Consider the following 18192-nt stretch of genomic DNA (forward strand, 5'->3'; position numbering starts at 1 on the left):
CTTATTTGCTCCTTGCCGACAGCTGAACCTGCGGCACATAGCTGAAATCGCGGTCGAACGGGAAAGTTTTGCGCGCCTTGCGGTTGCGCGGAAGACGTTCGACGAACTGATCGACCACACCGTTCGACAGAGCCATCAGATTCGGGCTGGCAATCGGCGCCAGCTCCGGTGACAGATAACCGGATTTCACCACCACGATATCGGCGGTATGCGGATCCAGCTCCAGCACAGTGAAATCGCTGATGTTGTGGTACGGGCGACGGCGCGCCGACACCACCACGTCAATGCCGCCAGTGCGCAATACCGCCTGGCGGTCAGCCGGTGCCAGCGCATCGAGCAGGAAAATCACCTCAAACTCGCCTTTCACCTGCGGGCTGGAGTGATCCAGCGAAGCGCCCAGTGTCAGCGTTAATACTGACCCGACACCGGCGTTAAACGCCGCGTCAGTCGCAGGCGCGTCAGCAATTCCGGCCACCACCACATTTTGCGCATACTGCTTAATCAGTTCCTGCAACACGTCAGCACGATCACCGACGCCACCGCCGGTCGGGTTATCGCCGGAATCTGCCAGCACCACGGGACGGGTTTCGCAGGCAATCGCCTTGCGCACGCAGGCTTCCACCGTGTCGGTTTCACAACCGAACACGAAATCTTCACGCGCATCCCAGTAAGCTTGCGCCAGAGTGGTTGCCTGAACTTCGAGCGCCGCACGATCCGTGCCGGTCATGATCACCGCCGCCGTCGCACGCGGTTCATCGGCCCAGACATAACCGACCATCAGCGAGCTGTCCCAAACGCCGTCCACTTCATCCATTTCCGGCAGACGGGCATACAAACTTTTCGCCGGTTCATCTTCCGTGCTGGTGCGTTCACCCGGCAGCACAACCGGAACCGGTACCCACAGCAGCGTCGGTTTTTCGCCGGTTTGCAAATGCTTCACTAACATGGCCACCGAGCGGCGCATGGTTTCTTCCACGTCGATGTGCGGCGCGGTGCGGTACGTTGAAAACATATCAATGGCATCGATAATTCGCTGCGAAACATTGCCGTGCAAATCGTAACTGACGCTGATCGGGCAATCCGGCCCGACGGCTTTGCGCGCAGCGGCAATCCAGTCGCCTTCCGCATCTTCCAGCCCCTCGACATACATCGCGCCGTGCATCGCCAGATACAGGCCATCAAACGGTTTTTGCGCGTCCAGCCCGGCCAGCATTTCCGCTTTGAATTTGTCGTAAGTCGCCCGCGCGACCGGCCCGCCGGCAATGGCGCGGGCGTGGATTGTCGGCAAAAACGTCGCCGGATAATCTTGCAGGAAACGAAAACGCGGCGACGCCAGCAGCTGGGCGTCACGAACCACAGTGAAATCCTTTTCCTCGTTGAGAACCGGGTTGTAAGTGCTGCATTCAATATGAATACCGCTGACAGCTATACGCATGTTGATGATTCCTCAGACTGGCTTCAGGCCGACAAGAAAGCGGTGCGCAGCAATGCTTGCCGCCGCGCGCGCCCAGGTGTCGTCGTTTAGGGTGAAAGTGCGAACCGGCGTTTTCCCGGCGTTACCCGGCAACACGTTGGCTTCGATAGATTGCTGAACCACAGTGCCAAACAGGCCGGAAAAATCCGCGTCCTGATGGGCAATCAGGATCATGTCCGGGTCGTTAATCTGAATAAGATGGGATATGGCCAGGCCAAGCGCAGAACCGGCGCGATGCAGAATGCGGATAGCCGCGCTGACACCCTGCATCGCCTGTTGTTCCAGCCCGCCGATGGTGGTGGCGTCCAGCCCTTCGGCTCTGGCCATTTCCGCAATCGCATTGAGCGAGGCCAGCGTGTCCAGACAACCGCGCTTTCCGCAGCGGCACGGCGAACCGTTGAGCTCCAGCGTGCAGTGGGCAATTTCCCCGGCACCGCCGTGCAGCCCGCGGTGCAGTTTTCCGGCAATGAAATGCGCGCTGCCAATCCCCGCACCGTGGCTGACCAGTGTAAAACTGCTCAGATCACGCGCCTGACCGAAGTTTTTCTCACTCACCGCCAGCGCTTTGGCGTCGTTCTCAATCGCCACGTCCATACCGGTGGCCTGCGAAATCAGCTTCGCCAGCGGCACATCGCGCCAGCCCAGCAGCGCCGACTGCACGCAGGTGGACTGATGTTCATCAATCAGGCCCGATAACGTCACCCCGAGCCCGACCATTTTTTTGGCCGCTTCAGGATGCGGTTCAAGTAGGGCCGGCAGCGCCAGCGCGATGTTTTCCGCCAGCCGCTGCGGGTCAGAATCAGCCGCAAAAGACACCCGCGAGAGAATTTCGCCGTGCAGATTGATCAGCGCCATCTGCGCCGGATTTTGCAGCAAAGAAACGCCTGCAAACCACGCGCCGTCCGGGTGAACCACAAGGCGCACCGACGGCCTTCCCTGCCCGCTGCCGGGCACCGTTTCGGCCTCATGCAGAAAACCGGCGTCGATCATCTCGCGAACCACGCCGCCTATCGCCGCCTTGCTCATTCCCGAAAGCTGCGCCAGCTCTGTGCGGCTGATGCCGCCGGAGGCGTTGACCGCCCCCAATATCTGACGTTGCAAAGTTGTTAGCATATTCGTTTCGCTGCTCTCAGTTTTGGCTCATCCGCATTGACATTAAACGGTAAAAATGGATATATCAATGCCAATTAGTTCACAAAATAAACTAAATGTTTCGACATAAGTATTTCATATGAACTATTTGTTAAAAAATGTCTTGTAATGAGATCTGTCGAATAACGCAATAAAACGACGTAGCCAGAACCACTTAATCCGATTTTTCACGCAGAGGGCAGAACATGAAGATTACCCGTTACATCCGGCGTCCCGTGCAGTTATCACTGCTAAGCAGCGCCCTTCTCGCCGCGTTTTCGTTGCCGGTTTTCGCCGCCACGCTGAACGTGATGCAAAACGAAGCGCCGCGCAGCATGGATCCGGGCAACCAGACCGCCACGTTTACCGGCACGGTACTGGACCCGATGTACGAAGGTCTGCTGCGCATGTCGCCTCAGCTGAAACCGGAAGCCGCGCTCGCCACCTCATGGAGCAGCGATGAAAGCGGTCTGGTCTGGACATTCAAACTGCGCAGCGGTGTGACATTCCACGACGGCACGCCGTTTAACGCCGACGCCGTAGTCGCCAACTTTGCCCGCCATCTCGACACCAAACGCGGGCTGGCCGCCAGCGGACGTCTTCGCACCTTCCTCGACAGCGTGACCAAAACCGACGAATCCACCGTTGTCTTCAAACTGAAAAAACCGTATCCGGCCTTCCTCAATTTACTCACCACCGGCGCGTGTCTGATGGTCAGCCCGGCGGCGGATAAAACCGGCACGCTCGACAGCAAAGCCGTCGGCACCGGCCCGTACAAAATGGTGCAATACAAAACCGGCGAATTCGTGCTGGAAGAAAAATATCCGGGCTACTGGGGCGATAAAGCCGCCGGGCCGGACGACATCAAATGGACGTGGAGCGCCGAACCGTCAGTCATGAACATGGCGTTGCAGGCCGGTGAAACCGACGTCATCAACCCGGTGCCGCCGCAGTTCGCCCGCGTGCTGAAAAACAATCCGAAATTCAGCCTGCATGAAAGCCCGGGTGCCGCCGTGTTCTGGGTCGCGCTCAACACCGATCTCAAACCGCTTAGCGACGTTCGCGTCCGTCAGGCGCTGAACTACGCCACCGACCGCGACGGGCTGGTGCGCGCCATCATGTCCGGCTTCGCGCAACCGGCGAATTCCCCGCTGGCACCGGTTACCGCCGGTTATGACAAAACGCTGAACCCGTATCCGCTGGATCTCGCCAAAGCCAAAGCGCTGTTAAAAGAAGCCGGTGTCGCCGACGGATTCAGCATGTCGATTGCGGTACAAGGTCAGGACGCGCGGATCGGCCAGGTGCTGCAAAGCATGTGGGCGAAAATTGGCGTGAAACTGGACGTGCGCATTATGGAAAGCGGCGTGTGGACCAAAGCCGCGTTTGCCGATCAGGCCGGAAAAAAAGCCGATAACACCGGCGCAATTCTGGCGTCATGGTCTTCCGGCGCGAACGGCGCAGACCTGCAACTTCGTCCGCTGTATTACAGCAAAAGCTTCGCACCCGGCGGCGCAAACCTCGGCTTCTTTAACGATCCGAAACTCGATGAAATGTTAGATAAAGCCGCGTCAACGCTGGATGAAAATACCCGCAACGCGATTTACGTCGAGGCGCAGAAAGAAATCAACCAGCAGGCGCCGCAGGTCTTGCTGTATTACCAGAATGATTTGTACGCCACCGGCACCGGGATTTCCGGCGTGACGATGATTCCGGGCGGTCAGATCGTGGTCAAAGACGCACAGAAAAAATAACAGCGTCATTTACGGTGGAAAAGAGTGATGAAAGCCTATCTTGCCAAAAAGCTAATCGCTTTCCCGATCATCCTGATCGGGGTTTCGATGCTGATTTTTGTGTCCATCCGTGCGCTGCCGGGCGATCCGGCACGCCTGATGGCCGGGCCTGAAGCCACACAGGAAGCGGTGGACGCCATGCGCGTGCGCCTCGGACTGGATCAGCCGCTGGTCACGCAATATCTGCATTTTGCCGGTAACGTGCTGCACGGCAATCTCGGCGTCTCGTTGCAGTCGCAACAACCGGTGACGCAGGAAATCGGCGAGCGTATGCCGTACACCCTGATGCTCGCCGTGCTGTCATATTTTCTGGCGGTAGCGATTGGCGTTCCGGCGGGCATGATAGGCGCGATTTACCGCAACCGCTGGCCGGATTTTGGCGTGATGCTGCTGGCGATTGCCGGTGCGTCCATCGCCAACTTCTGGCTCGGGCTGATGGCAATGAATACCTTTTCGGTGAATCTCGGCTGGCTGCCGCTGCTCGGCGCGACGTCGTGGAAAAGCTACATTTTGCCCTCGGTCACGCTGGCGGTTTTACCGATGGCCGTGATGGCACGCATGACGCGTTCGAGCATGCTCGACGTCTTGTCGGAAGATTACATCCGCACCGCGCGCGCCAAAGGGTTATCCGCCACCACGGTTTATTGCAGCCACGCCTTTCGCAACGCACTGATCCCGATTGTCACCATTGTGGCGCTCAATTTCGGCAGTCTGATTGGCGGCGCGGTGGTCACGGAATCCGTCTTCAACTGGCCGGGTATTGGCCGGCTGCTGGTCGATTCCGTGCGCTATCGTGATTATCCGGTGATCCAGGGCGTCGCGCTGGTGGCCGTTTGCGGCGTGGTGGTGATGAACCTGCTCGGTGAATTACTGATAGCCTTCCTGAATCCAAAAATAAGGTTCGACTAATGTCTGCCATTATCACGCAATTACCCCGTCGCAAACCGCGCACGCTGAGGTTGTTTCGCTGGTGCTGGCGTCATCCTGCGGTGACGCTCGGCGGCCTGATTGTCGGCCTGATCGTTCTGATGGGGTTATTCGCGCCGCTGATCGCCCGCCACGATCCTTATGCACAGGATCTGATTGATACCCTGCTCGCGCCAAACGCTGAACACTGGTTTGGCACCGACGATTATGGCCGCGATATCTTTGCCCGCGTCATTTACGGTGCCCGGATTTCCATTGTCGAAGTGGTGCTGAGCGTCGGACTGGCGATGATTATCGGCATTCCGCTGGGGATTATTGCCGGTATGGCCGGTCGTTATACCGACATGATCATCATGTGGTTTATGGACATGCTGTTTGCGTTTCCGGGCATCGTGCTGGCGATTCTGGTGGTCAGCATTCTCGGCGGCGGGCTGGTTAACTTACTGATCGCCATTTCCCTGTTTGCGATCCCGGTCTATGCGCGTCTGAGCCGTAACCTCACGCTCGGTTTAAAGCAGATGGAATATGTCGAAGCCGCGCAGGCGCTCGGCTTGTCGAATTACCGGATTATCGTCCATTACATTCTGCGCAACGCCATCGGCCCGATCATTGTGCAATCGACGCTGACGGCGGGCACCGTTATTCTCGCTGCCGCCAGCCTCTCATTTCTGGGTCTGGGCGTGCAGCCGCCGATGCCGGAATGGGGTACCATGATGAGCGATGGCCGTAACTTCCTCGGCATTAATATTTACCTTTCGCTGTTCCCGGGTCTGGCCATTATGCTGACCGTGCTTGGTTTTAACGTACTGGGCGACGGGCTGCGCGACTTACTGGACACACGCTCATGAGTTCTGCGGTTTTCTGCGCCGATATCGGCGGTTCATTTATTAAGTTTGGCGTTTCACGCGCTTCCGGCGAAGTGGAAGAATGCGGCAAAGTACCGACACCCGTTTCGTCGTGGGATGATTTCGTGGCGGCGATGCAAAACTTCATCACACAGTTTGGCGGTGATTTACCCGCGTCTGCCCCGCTGGCGATCTCCACCGCCGGGCTGGTTTCTCCGCAAACCGGCGAACTGCTGGCGACCAACATTCCGGCCTTTACCGGACGTTCACTGGCAAAAGATCTGAGCGCGGCGCTGAACCGCCCGGTTACCGCCGCCAACGACGCCGACTGTTTTGCACTGGCCGAAGCCCATGCCGGAAACGCGCAAAATCATGCGGTGGTTGTGGCGATTATTCTGGGTACCGGCGTCGGTGGCGGCGTGGTCATTAACGGCCATCTGGTTCGCGGCCACGGTGGCGTCACCGGTGAATGGGGACACGGCGCCATCACGCGCACCGAAGTCATCATTGACGGCGAAACCTATGCGGTTCCGCGTCTCAAATGCGGCTGCGGTCAGACCGGTTGCCTCGATATGCTGGGTGCCGCGCGCGGCCTTGAACGCCTGCATAAGCATTTCCATCAGCAGGATAAAACCAGCCTGGAGATCGTCAGCGGCTGGCAAGACGGTAATGCGGCCTGCGGGCTGACGGTAAACGCCTGGCTGCAAATCGTATCCGAACCGCTGGCGCTGCTGGTGAATATTCTCGGCCCTTCACGGATTGTCGCGGGCGGCGGCCTGGCGTCTGCAACGGCGCTGATGGCGGCGCTGGATCAGACGGTGCGTAAAGGAGTTTTACATAATTATGCGGAGACACTGCTGGTACCGGGGAAATTTCTGACAGCTGGCGGGCTGGTAGGGGCATCGGTGATGGGGAGAATAGAAGGATAGTTTTTGCTCCTCCCCCTGCGAAGGGGGAGGTTGGGAGGGGGTTTAGCAACGAACTCCCGGGCTATAAACCTAATGCATCACGCATGCGGTTTTCGACGGTTCGTTTTTGTTCCCCGGTCAGTGCGCGCAGCGGAAGGCGCGGGTTGCCGGCGTCGATGCCGTGCAGTTTCATCGCGGCTTTGCCTGCGGCGACGCCACCGAATTCCACCAGTACGCGGATCAGCGCCACAACGCGATCCATGCCCTGACGGACGGCGGTCTGATTCCCGGCGTTAAAGTCATCAATGATTTTATGGAACAGCGGCGCGGCGTAGTTATAGGTGCTGCCGACTGCGCCGGTGGCACCGACGGCCAGACCGCCGGGCAGATGTTCGTCGACGCCAAACGGAATATCGAATTTACCGCCGCTGACGCGCTGGCAGCGCTGGAATTCATACAAATCTGCGCTGTTGAATTTAATACCGGACAGGTTCGGGATTTTGGATTCGCCCTTGATCAGGAACTGTTCCATATCCAGATTCACGCCAGACATGCCGGAATGGTAATAATAGAAACCTTTTGACGGTGCCGCCGACGCTATCGCCTGGCAGTAATCAATCAGGTCATCCACGTTTGCCGGTTTAAAGAAGCACGGCCCGATAACCGACGTGGCAAAAATATCCAGCGTTTCGGCGTGGCGCGATAATTCCACCGCATCTTTAATACTAAGTGCACCGGTGTGCAGCGTAATGCTTAATTTGCCCTGCGCGGCTTTCACCCAGCGTTCGGCGATTTTTTTACGTTCTTCAACTGAACAGTGAATGCCTTCACCGGTAGTTCCGCAGACGTAAACGCCCTTAACGCCATCGTTCACCAGATGTTCCGCTATCTGATCGATGACCGGAAAATTCACCTCACCCTGCGCATCAAACGGCGTGTGTGGAGCAGCAATCAGACCTGTTAATTTTTTCATGTGCTTTCTCATCAATGGGAAGTTAAGGGAATCAGTCCGTTTTTTCAGAAACCGGTCAGTTTGTTCTTTTCGTTTTGCGCAATGGCCTCACAAAACCAGCCGCAAATATGTTCGATACGCGTCACGGCAGATCCGACGGTAACGGCGTAAGCGCCCGCCGCCATCACTTCAGCGGCCAGCGCGGGGGAGTTGTAACGGCCTTCGGCAATCACCCTGCATCCGGCCTGCGCCAGTGCGCGGACCAGCGCGATATCCGGCGTTTCGGGCACCGGCGTTTGGGTATAGCCCGAGAGCGTTGTGCCGATAAAATCACAGCCCAGTTTTTGCGACAGCAGGCCATCTTCGAGGCATGATGCGTCGGCCATTGTCAGGCACCCGGCTTCGCGGGCGCGCTGATACAACGCCTCAGCCGGCACGGGGCGAAAACGCTGTGTGACGTCAAAAGCAATAATGTCGGCTCCGGCGGCGCTCAGCGCGTCCACGTCTTCCAGCCACGGCGTGATCCGCACGTCAGAATCCGGCAGGTCGCGTTTAATAATGCCGATAACCGGTGCATCCGTTGCCCGGCGCACCGCTTCAATGTTGCGGATGCCTTCAATACGCAGCGCCACCGCCCCGCCGTCGAGCGCTGCGCACGCCATCGCGGCGACGATTTCCGGTTTGTCCATGGCACTGCCGGGCACTGGCTGGCAGGAAACGATCAGCCCGCGGGCAAGCCGGGTCAGGAGATCATTCATGTTGCGCACGTTTATCTTTACCATGAACCTAAAACTCCAATATTAAATTTTAAATGAAGTATAACTCCAATCATGGTAGATCTTTTGTTCTCAGGGCGCAATGGCGCAAATCGCCGTTACCGCTTCATGTTAGTGACCGGCATTCAGTTTTGTGAGGAAAACTCAGATGGGAAACGCGTTAGCACTGGATATTGGCGGGACAAAAATTGCAGCGGCCATTGTGGCGGAAGACGGCACGCTGTCGGAACGTCAGCAGATCGCCACGCCCCGCGGTGATGCCGCCGGGTTAGCCGGCGCGCTGGAAAAACTGATTACGCCGTGGCGTAACCGGGTGGATCTGATTGCCGTCGCCTCGACCGGCATTATCAGCCAGGGGCGGCTGACCGCGCTGAACCCGGCGAATCTCGGCGGGCTGGCGGGGTTTCCTTTGCAGGACTGCATCCGCGCCGTAGCGGATTTACCGAATGTCGTGCTCAATGACGGACAGGCCGCGGCGTGGGCGGAATATCAGACCGTGAAGGAAACCTGCGATAACGCGCTGTTTGTCACCGTCTCAACCGGCGTGGGCGGCGGAATTATCTGGAACAGAAAATTATTAACCGGCCGCAACGGACTGGCCGGGCACATCGGCCATACCGCGTTTGATCCGCAAGGCGGACTTTGCGGCTGCGGGCGTCGCGGTTGTGTCGAAAGCGTCGCATCGGGCACCGCCATCGGCCATGCGATGATGGAGAATGCCAGTCCGCTGGGCGCGGAACAGGTTTTCGAACGCGCCCGCGCGGGGAACAGCGAGGCGCAACGGGTGATCGGCCGTTCAGCGGCCGCCGTTGCGTCAATGCTGGCAGACATGCATATTTCGCTGGATCTGGACGTCGTCATAATGGGCGGCAGCGTCGGGCTGGCGGAAGGGTATCGGGAAAAAGTGGCGCATGCGCTTAACCAGTTACCGGCGATTTACCGGGTTGCGCTGCTTCCGGCGCATCACCGGCAAGACAGCGGTTTAATCGGCGCAGCGTTATGGGCCAGAGCCACGCTGTAGCCCTGCGCGGCGGTAATCAGGCTTCACGGAATCAGCCAACTATGTAATGATGTGCACCGGTTAAATCATTGTTTCTGTCACTTTTTCCCCCGAGGTGTCCACGTGAAAACGGGTGCTCAACATTTCAAACCAGGTAAAATTCTTGATGCTCTGGGGGCGATGCAAAACAGCCTGACCCGCTCCGCGCAGCGCATTGCGGTTTATATTCAGGCCGAACCTTCCAAAGTCACGCAACTTTCCCTCGCTGAACTTTCCACCCTCACGCAGGCCGGTGAAGCCACGATTATTCGTTTCTGCCGCACGCTGGGTTACAAAGGTTTTCAGGATTTCAAAATGGATCTGGCGATCGAAGTGGCGACGCGTCCGGATCCTGAAGAAAGCCTGCTGGACGCCGATGTTCAGGACGCCGACAGCCCGCAGGCGATTGCCGGAAGACTGCAGTCGGCCATCAATAACGTGCTGACCGAAACTATCAATCTGCTGTCGATGGAAAACGTCGAACAGGTGGTGAAACTGATGCGCCCCGCTGACCGGATTTGTATTTTCGGGCTGGGCTCTTCCGGCATCACCGCTGAAGACGCCAAAAGCAAGCTCATGCGTATCGGGCTGCGCGTTGACGCGGCGACCAACAACCATTTCATGTACATGCAGGCTTCGCTGATGAAGCCCGGCGATGTCGCCATCGGCATCAGCCATTCCGGCACCTCCGCCGAAACGGTGCATGCGCTGAAACTGGCGAAAGAAGCCGGAGCGACCACCGTCGCGCTGACTCACAATGTCGGTTCTCCCATCACCGACATGGCCGATTACGTGCTGATTAACGGCAACAAGCAGGGTCAGTTGCAGGGCGACTCCATCGGCACCAAAATCGCACAACTGTTCGTTCTCGACCTGATTTACGCGCTGCTGGTGAAAGCCGATCCGGTGCAGGCGGAGCAAACCAAACGTAAAACCACGCAGGCCATCAGCCAGCACGGCACCCGCTAAAACCATTTCCTGCCGCATTTTCAGGCTTTCATCGCGCTGATCCTTTTTCAGCGCGCCTTCTGACCTCTCCATCCTGCTGCTTATCTTTCCCTGTTCAGCATTTCACCTTCTTTATCACACTTTTCTCAGTCCGTGATTGAAATGCCGGAGCGATCGAATACACTCAAGTGGAGTTTTACTCCTAATTGACATTTCACTTGGAGCAAAACACGAAACGACCAGAAGACAAAAACAGAGACGATGAGCGACCCCTGACAACAATTTTGCCCGTGACCGACGGGATGTGGAGAGAGCGACGATATGAGCAATTCATTACGACCTCATGCTGACAGGCCAGAGACAAAAGCGCCCCGCTGGTACAAACAATTGTCACCTGCGCAATGGAAAGCCTTCGCCGCCGCCTGGGTCGGTTACGCCCTGGACGGGTTTGATTTTGTGATTATCACGCTGGTGCTGACGGACATTAAACAGGAGTTCGGCCTGACGCTTTTACAGGCCAGCAGCCTGATTTCCGCCGCCTTCATCTCCCGCTGGTTTGGCGGATTAGTGCTCGGCGCGATGGGCGACCGGTATGGCCGCAAGCTGGCGATGATCACCAGCATCGTCCTGTTTTCCTGCGGCACGCTGGCCTGCGGGCTGGCTCCGGGTTACACCACATTATTTATCGCGCGCCTGATTATCGGCATCGGCATGGCGGGCGAGTACGGCTCCAGCTCAACGTATGTGATGGAAAGCTGGCCGAAAAACATGCGTAACAAAGCCAGCGGATTTCTGATTTCGGGCTTCTCTATCGGTGCCGTGCTGGCGGCGCAGGCATACAGCTACATCGTTCCGGCTTTCGGCTGGCGGATGCTGTTTTACATCGGATTACTGCCGATCGTTTTCGCGCTGTGGCTGCGTAAAAATCTGCCCGAAGCCGAAGACTGGAAAGAATCTCAGCGCCAAAACCAGCAAAGCAAACAGCCCAGTGACCGCAATATGGTCGATATTCTCTATCGCAGCCGCCTCAGTTATCTCAACATCGGGCTGACTCTTTTTGCCGCCGCCGCGCTGTACGCCTGTTTCACCGGCATGGTGTCTGCGCCTTTCATCGCCGTGCTCGGCATTGCCTGCGCCGCCATTTTCATCTGCTTCATGGTGCAAACCAGCGGCGAACGCTGGCCGACCGGTGTGATGCTGATGCTGGTGGTGTTTTGCGCCTTTCTGTATTCGTGGCCGATCCAGGCATTGTTACCGACATACCTGAAAATAGATCTGGGTTATGACCCGCATACCGTCGGCAACGTCCTGTTCTTCAGCGGGTTCGGCGCGGCGGTCGGCTGTTGCGTCGGCGGCTTCCTCGGCGACTGGCTGGGCACACGCAAAGCCTACGTCACCAGCCTGCTGATTTCTCAGTTGCTGATTATTCCGCTGTTCGCCATCAAAGGTTCGGACATGCTTTTCCTCGGCGGGCTGCTGTTCTTACAGCAAATGCTCGGTCAGGGCATTGCGGGTTTACTGCCTAAACTGCTCGGCGGATATTTTGATACCGAACAGCGCGCGGCCGGTCTGGGTTTCACCTATAACGTCGGTGCGCTGGGCGGCGCACTGGCACCGATACTGGGCGCGTCGATTTCTCAGCATCTCAGCCTCGGCACTGCGCTGGGTTCGCTGTCATTCAGCCTGACGTTTGTCGTTATTTTGCTGATTGGTTTTGATATGCCTTCCCGGGTACAGCGTTGGATCCGCCCTTCCGGCCTGAGAACGCACGACGCCATCGACGGCCAGCCCTTCAGCGGCGCAGCGGGGGTAAAACCGGCGTTTCAGAAACCGGGATGCGCGCGCAGTTAAACCGGCAGACAGCAAAAGGGCCGCTCAGGCCCTTTTCTTTATGCCAAATTCCCGCGTTTAAGCCGGTACAGGCAATGCTCCTCAAGCCAGTTTCCCTTCTCCACCGCCGGATGATTGAAGTTTTCACTGATATCACACGTCATCCCCATTTTCTTCATCACCGCCTGCGAACGCACATTCGGCAGGGCTGTAAAGGCCACGATTTCATCCAGCCCGGGCTGTTCAAATCCGGCATTCAGCGCTGCATGCGCCGCCTCGCTGCAATAGCCTTTTCCCCACACGTCAGCACGAAGCCGCCAGCCGATTTCCACACACGGCGTAAACGGCAAATCATAACCGGGCGTATGCAGGCCAACAAAACCGATAAACTCACCGGTGTCACGCAGCTCAACCGCCCAGATCCCCCAGCCGCGCACTGCAATCAAATCCCGGCAACGGGTGAGCATCTCGTCGCTTTTTTCACGGGTCATTGTGGACGGAAAAAACTCCATCACCCGCGGGTCAGCATTCATTTCGGCAAACGGATCGGCATCGCTGTCGCGCCACTGCCGCAGCGTCAGGCGGGGAGTCACGATTTTCAGTGGCGGAAAGGCCACCGGAACGGTAAAGATTTCCATGAATAACTCCTTGTTGTGGCTCGCGGAATAACCGGCGAAAGTGTTTATTACCACACGCGGCGCGAATTTTACATTCGTGAACTCATCAGCCCGGAAATCCGCGTGGTAAATCCCGTCAAAATAAAGCTGACAAACCGCCGTTTTCCCATTACATGTATTCATATCAATGATGAATATATTGGGATCACAAACATGCTTTTTCACCGCTATCACGGGCTGGGTAACGATTATCTGGTCTGCCACCACAGCGTCGCCAGCCTGCTGACAAATCAGCAAATTCAGCGCATCTGTGACCGCCATTACGGCATCGGTTCTGACGGATTACTGATCGACATCGATGACGCAGAAATCCCGACATTGCGCATCATCAATCCCGACGGATCCGAGGCGGAGAAAAGCGGCAACGGCCTGCGCATTTACGCCCGTTATCTGTTTGATATTGGCCGCGTCGGGCATGCGCCGTTTCTGGTGAATACGCTGGGCGGTCAGGTGCGTTGCGAAGTCACCGAAGGCGCGCATCAGGTGATTGTGGATATGGGGCAGGCAAAATTTTCGCCGTCGGCGTTACCGGCGAACATCGAAGGCGACGACGCGCTGGCGTTACCGCTGGTCGTCGGCGGGCATCAGCTCAGCGCCACACTGGTGTCGATGGGCAATCCGCATTGCGTGATATTGGTGAAAAAGCTCGACCTGGATTTAGTCAGACAACTGGGCGCAGAAATAGAAACGCTGGCGATTTTCCCGAAACGCACCAACGTACAGTTTGTTGAAGTGACGGACCGCAACAATATCAGCATCGGGATCTGGGAACGCGGGGCCGGTTACACGCTGGCATCCGGCAGCAGCAGTTGCGCCGCCGCCAGCGCCATGCGCAAACTCGGACACGTGGACGACAACGTCACGGTGCATATGCCGGGCGGCACACTGGCGATAAGCTTCAGCGGTGATTTTCAGGTCAGCATGCGCGGACCGGTGCAAAAAATCGCCTCCGTCACGCTCGATGACGACTGCTTTTGGGACATGTCGGAATAAATTTCCTCCGCCCTTTTCTCCCCGCTCTCTTTTCATTTTCACATTAACCTCCCCCGACGGCAGCCAGCCTGCCGTTATTCGGTTACCCGTCGTGATAAACAAAACTCATACCTGCATAATGATTTTATGGCAGACAGCGCGCTTTCCAGCCCCTAAGTTGGTTATCAGGAAGCACCACAATGAATAACCAACTCATTGTTTAATAAATAAAATAATCTTAATAAAACCCCATCACGGCGCGCCGGTGTGCTCCGGAAGTCAGTGAGTATTTTTTCAAAGTTTTAATCCGATCACATATTAATAAAAAAAACAGAGAGCGTACCCTATGAGCAACAACACCATCGTGGATGTTAAAACGTGGATAGACGAACGCCCGATATCAAAATATCAATGGGTGGTTCTGGGGCTGTGTTTCATCATCATTATGTTCGACGGCTACGACGCGGCGGTGATGGGTTTTATCGCCCCGGCGCTGATTGAAGACTGGGGCATCAGCCGTGCGGAAATGGGGCCGATCCTGGGTGCCGCCATGTTCGGCGTCGCCATCGGCGCACTGATTGCCGGGCCAAACGCCGACCGGTTCGGGCGAAAACGCGTCCTGATGTGGTCCATTCTCTGCTTCGCCCTGTTCAGCCTGCTGAGCACTTTCGCCCGCACGCCGATGGAAATGGCCATTTTGCGCTTTCTCACCGGCCTCGGTTTAGGCGCGGTCATGCCCAACACCGTCACGCTGGTCTCGGAATATATGCCTGAGCGCCGCCGCAGCCTGATGATCACCGTGATGTACAGCGGCTTTAACGTCGGCTCCGGTGCCGGTGGCTTTGTCGCCGCCGGTTTGTTACCGCATTTTGGCTGGAAAGCAGTGATCTTCGCAGGCGGCATTGTGCCGCTGCTGATGCTGCCATTGCTGATGTGGATCCTGCCGGAATCGGCGATGTACATGGTGGTGCGCAACGTTGCGAAAGAGAAGATCGCCAAAGTACTGACCCGCGCCGGTGGCCTGTTCAGCGCGGAAACTAAATTCGTCCTCAAGGCGCCGGTGATTCAGAAAAAAGCCAAAGTCTTCCAGTTGTTCACCAACGGTTACGCCAAAGGCACGGTTGTCCTGTGGGTCACGTATTTCATGGGGTTGTTCGTGATTTACCTGCTCAACGGCTGGCTGCCAACCATTATGCGTAACGGCGGTTTCTCGCTGGAACGCGCCGCCATCGTCGCCGGTTTATTCCAGCTCGGGGGCACCTTCGGCGGCCTGATGGTTGGCGGTCTGATGGACAAATTCACCGCGAAACGCGTCATCGCCGGTTTCTACATCATGGGCATGGTAAGCCTGCTGTCGCAGGGTATCGGCAACTTCGGCCCGGACGTGCTGGCGCTTCTGGTCTTCATCAGCGGCGTGTGTATTAACGGCGCACAGACCGGGCTTCAGGCGTTTTCCCCGGCCTTCTACCCGACCGAAATGCGGGCCACCGGCGTCTGCTGGATGCACGGCATTGGCCGCAGCGGCGCCATTATCAGCTCGTCTATGGGCGGCATCCTGCTGGGGGTTTTCTCCGGCGAGAACATGATCTTCATTATTCTGGCGTTGCCTGCCCTGCTGGCCGGCCTGAGTATTCTTTTGCACCGCGCGGCACACCCGGCCGAGATGATCAAAGGCGTTGATATTACTGACATCCCGGAGTTGTCGCGCACCATGAACATCCGCTAACCTTGCGTTAGCCTCCTGATAATTAGAAACATAAATACACTGACGCAGCGGCTGCGTTGCGATTACCCTACAAAAAGTTCAGAGGATTTAAGATGGCTAAGATCATAGGCGGTTTAGCGGTTTCACATACCCCGACTATCGGTTTTGCAGTGGATCACAACAAACAGGACGAAAGCGCCTGGGCACCGATTTTCGAGAGTTTTGCGCCGATGCAAAAATGGCTCGAAGAAAAGAAACCCGACGCGCTGGTGTATATCTTCAACGACCACGTCACGTCCTTTTTCTTTGATCACTATTCGGCGTTTACGTTAGGCATTGATGATCACTACGAAGTCGCGGATGAAGGCGGCGGCCCGCGCGACCTGCCGCCGGTGAAAGGCCATGCGGCGCTGTCTCAGCACATCGGTGCCAGCCTGATGGCAGACGAATTTGATATGTCGTTCTTCCAGGACAAACCGCTGGATCACGGCCTGTTCTCGCCGCTTTCCGCACTGATGCCGCATGAAAGCGGCTGGCCGACGCAAATCGTTCCGCTGCAAATTGGCGTGTTGCAGTTCCCGATCCCGACGGCGCGCCGTTGCTACAAACTCGGTCAGGCGCTGCGCCGCGCCATCGAAAGTTTTCCGGAAGATCTGAACGTGGCGATTGTCGCCACCGGCGGCGTTTCCCATCAGGTTCACGGCGAACGTTGCGGCTTTAACAACCCGCAATGGGACGAACAGTTTGTCGATATGATCGTGAACGACCCGGAACGTCTGACCGAAATGACGCTGGCGGAATTCGCCACGCTTGGCGGGCTGGAAGGTTCGGAAGTCATCATGTGGCTGGTGATGCGCGGCGCACTTTCCGCCAACGTGAAGAAACTGCATCAGGCCTATTACCTGCCGTCGATGACCGGTATTGCGACGCTGATCCTCGAAAATCAGTCCCGCGAAGCGCCGGTGGACGTGCAGCAGCGTCAGCGCGATAAAATCGCACAACAGCTGGCGGGCGTGGAAAAACTGCCGGGCACCTATCCGTTTACTCAGGCGCGCAGCCTGAAAGCGTTCCGCATGAACCGGTTCCTGCATCGCCTGATCCAGCCCGCGTGGCGCGAGCGTTTCCTCACTGACCAGAACGCGATGTTTGCCGAAAACAAACTGACCGCTGATGAACAAAAACTCCTGCGCGAACTCGACTGGCGCGGGATGATTCATTACGGCGTGAGCTTCTTCCTGCTGGAAAAACTCGGTGCCGTGGTGGGCGTGTCCAACTTACATATTTATTCCGCGATGCGCGGTGAAACGCTGGAGGAATTCCAGAAGACCCGCAATCAGCAAGTTCTCTACTCGGTAGCAGGTAAAGCGAAAGCATGACGATATTTGAGCAACCCAAGATCGACACCCATCATCACGTGTTTGATCCGGCGCGCTTCCCGTACCTTCCGGACACGCCGTACCGTCCGGAAGGACACGAGATTGGCACCGCCGATTATTACCGCGCGGTGATGCAAGCCTACAACATCCGCCACTCCCTGATTGTCGGCCCGACGTCAGGGTATAACACCGACAGCTCATGCCTGCTGGATGCGCTGGAAAAAGGCAATGGCCGCTTCAGGGGCATCGCCGTGGTGCCTTTTGAACTTCCGCTGGATAGACTCGCCGCGCTCAAACAGGCCGGCGTGGTCGGTATCGCGATGAATGTGGCGATGCTCGGCACGGCACCTTTTTTACACCTCGACGCCCTGATGGGACGCCTGACCGAACTGGACATGTTCGCCGCCATTCAGGTACAAGGCGACCAGTTGCTGGCACTTTTGCCGCTGATCAACCGCACGAAAACCCGTTTGCTCATCGATCACTCCGGCCGCCCCGATGTGACGCAGGGCTTGCAGCAACCGGCGTTTCAGGCGCTGTTACAGCTCGCGAGCCAGCAACGCACCTGGGTGAAACTGTCCGGCTTATCGAAATTCAGCCGTCAGCCTTTTCCGTATCAGGACGGCCACGCTTATCAGCACGCGCTGCTTGAGGCATTCGGCGCGGAACATTGCATGTGGGGTTCCGACTGGCCGTTCCTGCGCGCAGAACACCGGATGGATCTCGGCACGTTGCTGATGCTGGTGGAACACTTATTCCCGGATGAGAAAACGCGGCACCAGATCCTGTGGCAGACGCCAAAAGACCTGTTTGGTTTTGCAGATTACTGAAGAAAGGAAGAC

Annotated in this window: 16 protein-coding genes; 11 read left to right on the plus strand and 5 right to left on the minus strand. The window is 57.2% G+C overall.

Going from position 1 to position 18192, the window contains the following annotated elements; translation table 11 throughout:
* Nucleotide 1 precedes the first annotated feature (1 nt).
* Both KWG64_RS05485 and KWG64_RS05490 read right to left on the minus strand, forming a co-directional pair.
* The gene (locus KWG64_RS05485) at nt 2-1435 is read right to left on the minus strand and encodes a M81 family metallopeptidase (protein WP_195824542.1); all 1434 of its coding nucleotides are present in this window, start codon (nt 1433-1435) and stop codon (nt 2-4) included.
* A 12-nt stretch (nt 1436-1447) separates the two neighbouring features.
* Nucleotides 1448-2587 carry an ROK family transcriptional regulator gene (locus KWG64_RS05490; protein ID WP_195812588.1) on the minus strand — a complete coding sequence of 380 codons (1140 nt, stop codon included), beginning with the start codon at nt 2585-2587 and terminating at the stop codon, nt 1448-1450.
* 224 nt (nt 2588-2811) lie between these two features.
* Between KWG64_RS05490 and KWG64_RS05495 the strand changes: the two genes are divergently transcribed.
* Genes KWG64_RS05495 through KWG64_RS05510 form a run of 4 tightly spaced genes read left to right on the plus strand, consistent with a single transcriptional unit; the run spans nt 2812 to nt 7096 of the window.
* A complete protein-coding gene (locus tag KWG64_RS05495; RefSeq protein ID WP_101076924.1) occupies nt 2812-4356 on the plus strand; it encodes an ABC transporter substrate-binding protein in 1545 nt (514 codons plus the stop codon).
* A gap of 27 nt (nt 4357-4383) precedes the next feature.
* Nucleotides 4384-5304, plus strand: a complete 921-nt coding sequence (locus tag KWG64_RS05500; protein ID WP_218521170.1) for an ABC transporter permease — start codon at nt 4384-4386, stop codon at nt 5302-5304.
* A complete protein-coding gene (locus KWG64_RS05505; protein ID WP_218521171.1) occupies nt 5304-6170 on the plus strand; it encodes an ABC transporter permease in 867 nt (288 codons plus the stop codon). The genes KWG64_RS05500 and KWG64_RS05505 overlap by 1 nt, the downstream gene beginning before the upstream one ends.
* Nucleotides 6167-7096, plus strand: coding sequence for an ROK family protein (locus KWG64_RS05510; protein ID WP_218521172.1), 930 nt, complete (start codon nt 6167-6169; stop codon nt 7094-7096). The genes KWG64_RS05505 and KWG64_RS05510 overlap by 4 nt, the downstream gene beginning before the upstream one ends.
* Before the next feature lie 61 nt (nt 7097-7157).
* Here KWG64_RS05510 and KWG64_RS05515 read toward each other — a convergent pair whose 3' ends face one another.
* Both KWG64_RS05515 and KWG64_RS05520 read right to left on the minus strand, forming a co-directional pair.
* Nucleotides 7158-8048, minus strand: a complete 891-nt coding sequence (locus tag KWG64_RS05515; protein WP_218521173.1) for a dihydrodipicolinate synthase family protein — start codon at nt 8046-8048, stop codon at nt 7158-7160.
* 44 nt (nt 8049-8092) lie between these two features.
* Complete coding sequence (locus tag KWG64_RS05520) at nt 8093-8809, minus strand: N-acetylmannosamine-6-phosphate 2-epimerase (protein WP_218521174.1); 717 nt, start codon at nt 8807-8809, stop codon at nt 8093-8095.
* Nucleotides 8810-8951: 142 nt separating this feature from the next.
* Here KWG64_RS05520 and KWG64_RS05525 point away from each other — a divergent pair, with 142 nt between their 5' ends.
* The 3 genes from KWG64_RS05525 to KWG64_RS05535 all read left to right on the plus strand — a co-directional run bounded on the left by KWG64_RS05525 (nt 8952) and on the right by KWG64_RS05535 (nt 12641).
* A complete protein-coding gene (locus KWG64_RS05525) occupies nt 8952-9824 on the plus strand; it encodes an N-acetylmannosamine kinase (protein WP_218521175.1) in 873 nt (290 codons plus the stop codon).
* 102 nt (nt 9825-9926) lie between these two features.
* The gene (locus tag KWG64_RS05530) at nt 9927-10811 is read left to right on the plus strand and encodes a MurR/RpiR family transcriptional regulator (RefSeq protein WP_218521176.1); all 885 of its coding nucleotides are present in this window, start codon (nt 9927-9929) and stop codon (nt 10809-10811) included.
* Nucleotides 10812-11111: 300 nt separating this feature from the next.
* Nucleotides 11112-12641 carry an MFS transporter gene (locus tag KWG64_RS05535; RefSeq protein ID WP_218521177.1) on the plus strand — a complete coding sequence of 510 codons (1530 nt, stop codon included), beginning with the start codon at nt 11112-11114 and terminating at the stop codon, nt 12639-12641.
* Nucleotides 12642-12679: 38 nt separating this feature from the next.
* Here the strand turns inward: KWG64_RS05535 and KWG64_RS05540 are convergent, their stop codons facing one another.
* Nucleotides 12680-13258 (minus strand): GNAT family N-acetyltransferase, encoded by a 579-nt coding sequence (locus KWG64_RS05540; protein ID WP_218521178.1) that lies wholly within the window; start codon nt 13256-13258, stop codon nt 12680-12682.
* A gap of 192 nt (nt 13259-13450) precedes the next feature.
* Between KWG64_RS05540 and dapF the strand changes: the two genes are divergently transcribed.
* From dapF to KWG64_RS05560, 4 genes are all read left to right on the plus strand, one after another.
* Entirely contained in the window at nt 13451-14290 is an 840-nt protein-coding gene (gene dapF / locus KWG64_RS05545; RefSeq protein WP_370628603.1) for a diaminopimelate epimerase, read from the plus strand.
* A 325-nt stretch (nt 14291-14615) separates the two neighbouring features.
* Nucleotides 14616-15995, plus strand: coding sequence for an aromatic acid/H+ symport family MFS transporter (locus KWG64_RS05550; RefSeq protein WP_218521179.1), 1380 nt, complete (start codon nt 14616-14618; stop codon nt 15993-15995).
* A gap of 92 nt (nt 15996-16087) precedes the next feature.
* Nucleotides 16088-17350, plus strand: coding sequence for a gallate dioxygenase (locus tag KWG64_RS05555; RefSeq protein ID WP_218521180.1), 1263 nt, complete (start codon nt 16088-16090; stop codon nt 17348-17350).
* On the plus strand, nt 17347-18180 hold the full coding sequence (locus KWG64_RS05560) for an amidohydrolase (RefSeq protein WP_218521181.1): 834 nt from the start codon (nt 17347-17349) through the stop codon (nt 18178-18180). Before KWG64_RS05555 ends, KWG64_RS05560 begins: the two co-directional genes overlap by 4 nt.
* The last annotated feature ends 12 nt before the right edge of the window (nt 18181-18192 follow it).

Source organism: Rahnella sp. PD12R, assembly GCF_019200965.1.
GTDB classification, from domain to species: domain Bacteria; phylum Pseudomonadota; class Gammaproteobacteria; order Enterobacterales; family Enterobacteriaceae; genus Rahnella; species Rahnella laticis.

Coding starts and splice junctions, on each gene's coding strand:
- KWG64_RS05550 (WP_218521179.1), top strand. CDS start 14,616: ATGAGCAACAACACCATCGTGGATGTTAAAACGTGGATAGACGAACGC.
- KWG64_RS05515 (WP_218521173.1), bottom strand. CDS start 8,048: ATGAAAAAATTAACAGGTCTGATTGCTGCTCCACACACGCCGTTTGAT.
- dapF (WP_370628603.1), top strand. CDS start 13,451: ATGCTTTTTCACCGCTATCACGGGCTGGGTAACGATTATCTGGTCTGC.
- KWG64_RS05510 (WP_218521172.1), top strand. CDS start 6,167: ATGAGTTCTGCGGTTTTCTGCGCCGATATCGGCGGTTCATTTATTAAG.
- KWG64_RS05490 (WP_195812588.1), bottom strand. CDS start 2,587: ATGCTAACAACTTTGCAACGTCAGATATTGGGGGCGGTCAACGCCTCC.
- KWG64_RS05560 (WP_218521181.1), top strand. CDS start 17,347: ATGACGATATTTGAGCAACCCAAGATCGACACCCATCATCACGTGTTT.
- KWG64_RS05505 (WP_218521171.1), top strand. CDS start 5,304: ATGTCTGCCATTATCACGCAATTACCCCGTCGCAAACCGCGCACGCTG.
- KWG64_RS05555 (WP_218521180.1), top strand. CDS start 16,088: ATGGCTAAGATCATAGGCGGTTTAGCGGTTTCACATACCCCGACTATC.
- KWG64_RS05535 (WP_218521177.1), top strand. CDS start 11,112: ATGAGCAATTCATTACGACCTCATGCTGACAGGCCAGAGACAAAAGCG.
- KWG64_RS05495 (WP_101076924.1), top strand. CDS start 2,812: ATGAAGATTACCCGTTACATCCGGCGTCCCGTGCAGTTATCACTGCTA.
- KWG64_RS05525 (WP_218521175.1), top strand. CDS start 8,952: ATGGGAAACGCGTTAGCACTGGATATTGGCGGGACAAAAATTGCAGCG.
- KWG64_RS05500 (WP_218521170.1), top strand. CDS start 4,384: ATGAAAGCCTATCTTGCCAAAAAGCTAATCGCTTTCCCGATCATCCTG.
- KWG64_RS05540 (WP_218521178.1), bottom strand. CDS start 13,258: ATGGAAATCTTTACCGTTCCGGTGGCCTTTCCGCCACTGAAAATCGTG.
- KWG64_RS05520 (WP_218521174.1), bottom strand. CDS start 8,809: ATGGTAAAGATAAACGTGCGCAACATGAATGATCTCCTGACCCGGCTT.
- KWG64_RS05485 (WP_195824542.1), bottom strand. CDS start 1,435: ATGCGTATAGCTGTCAGCGGTATTCATATTGAATGCAGCACTTACAAC.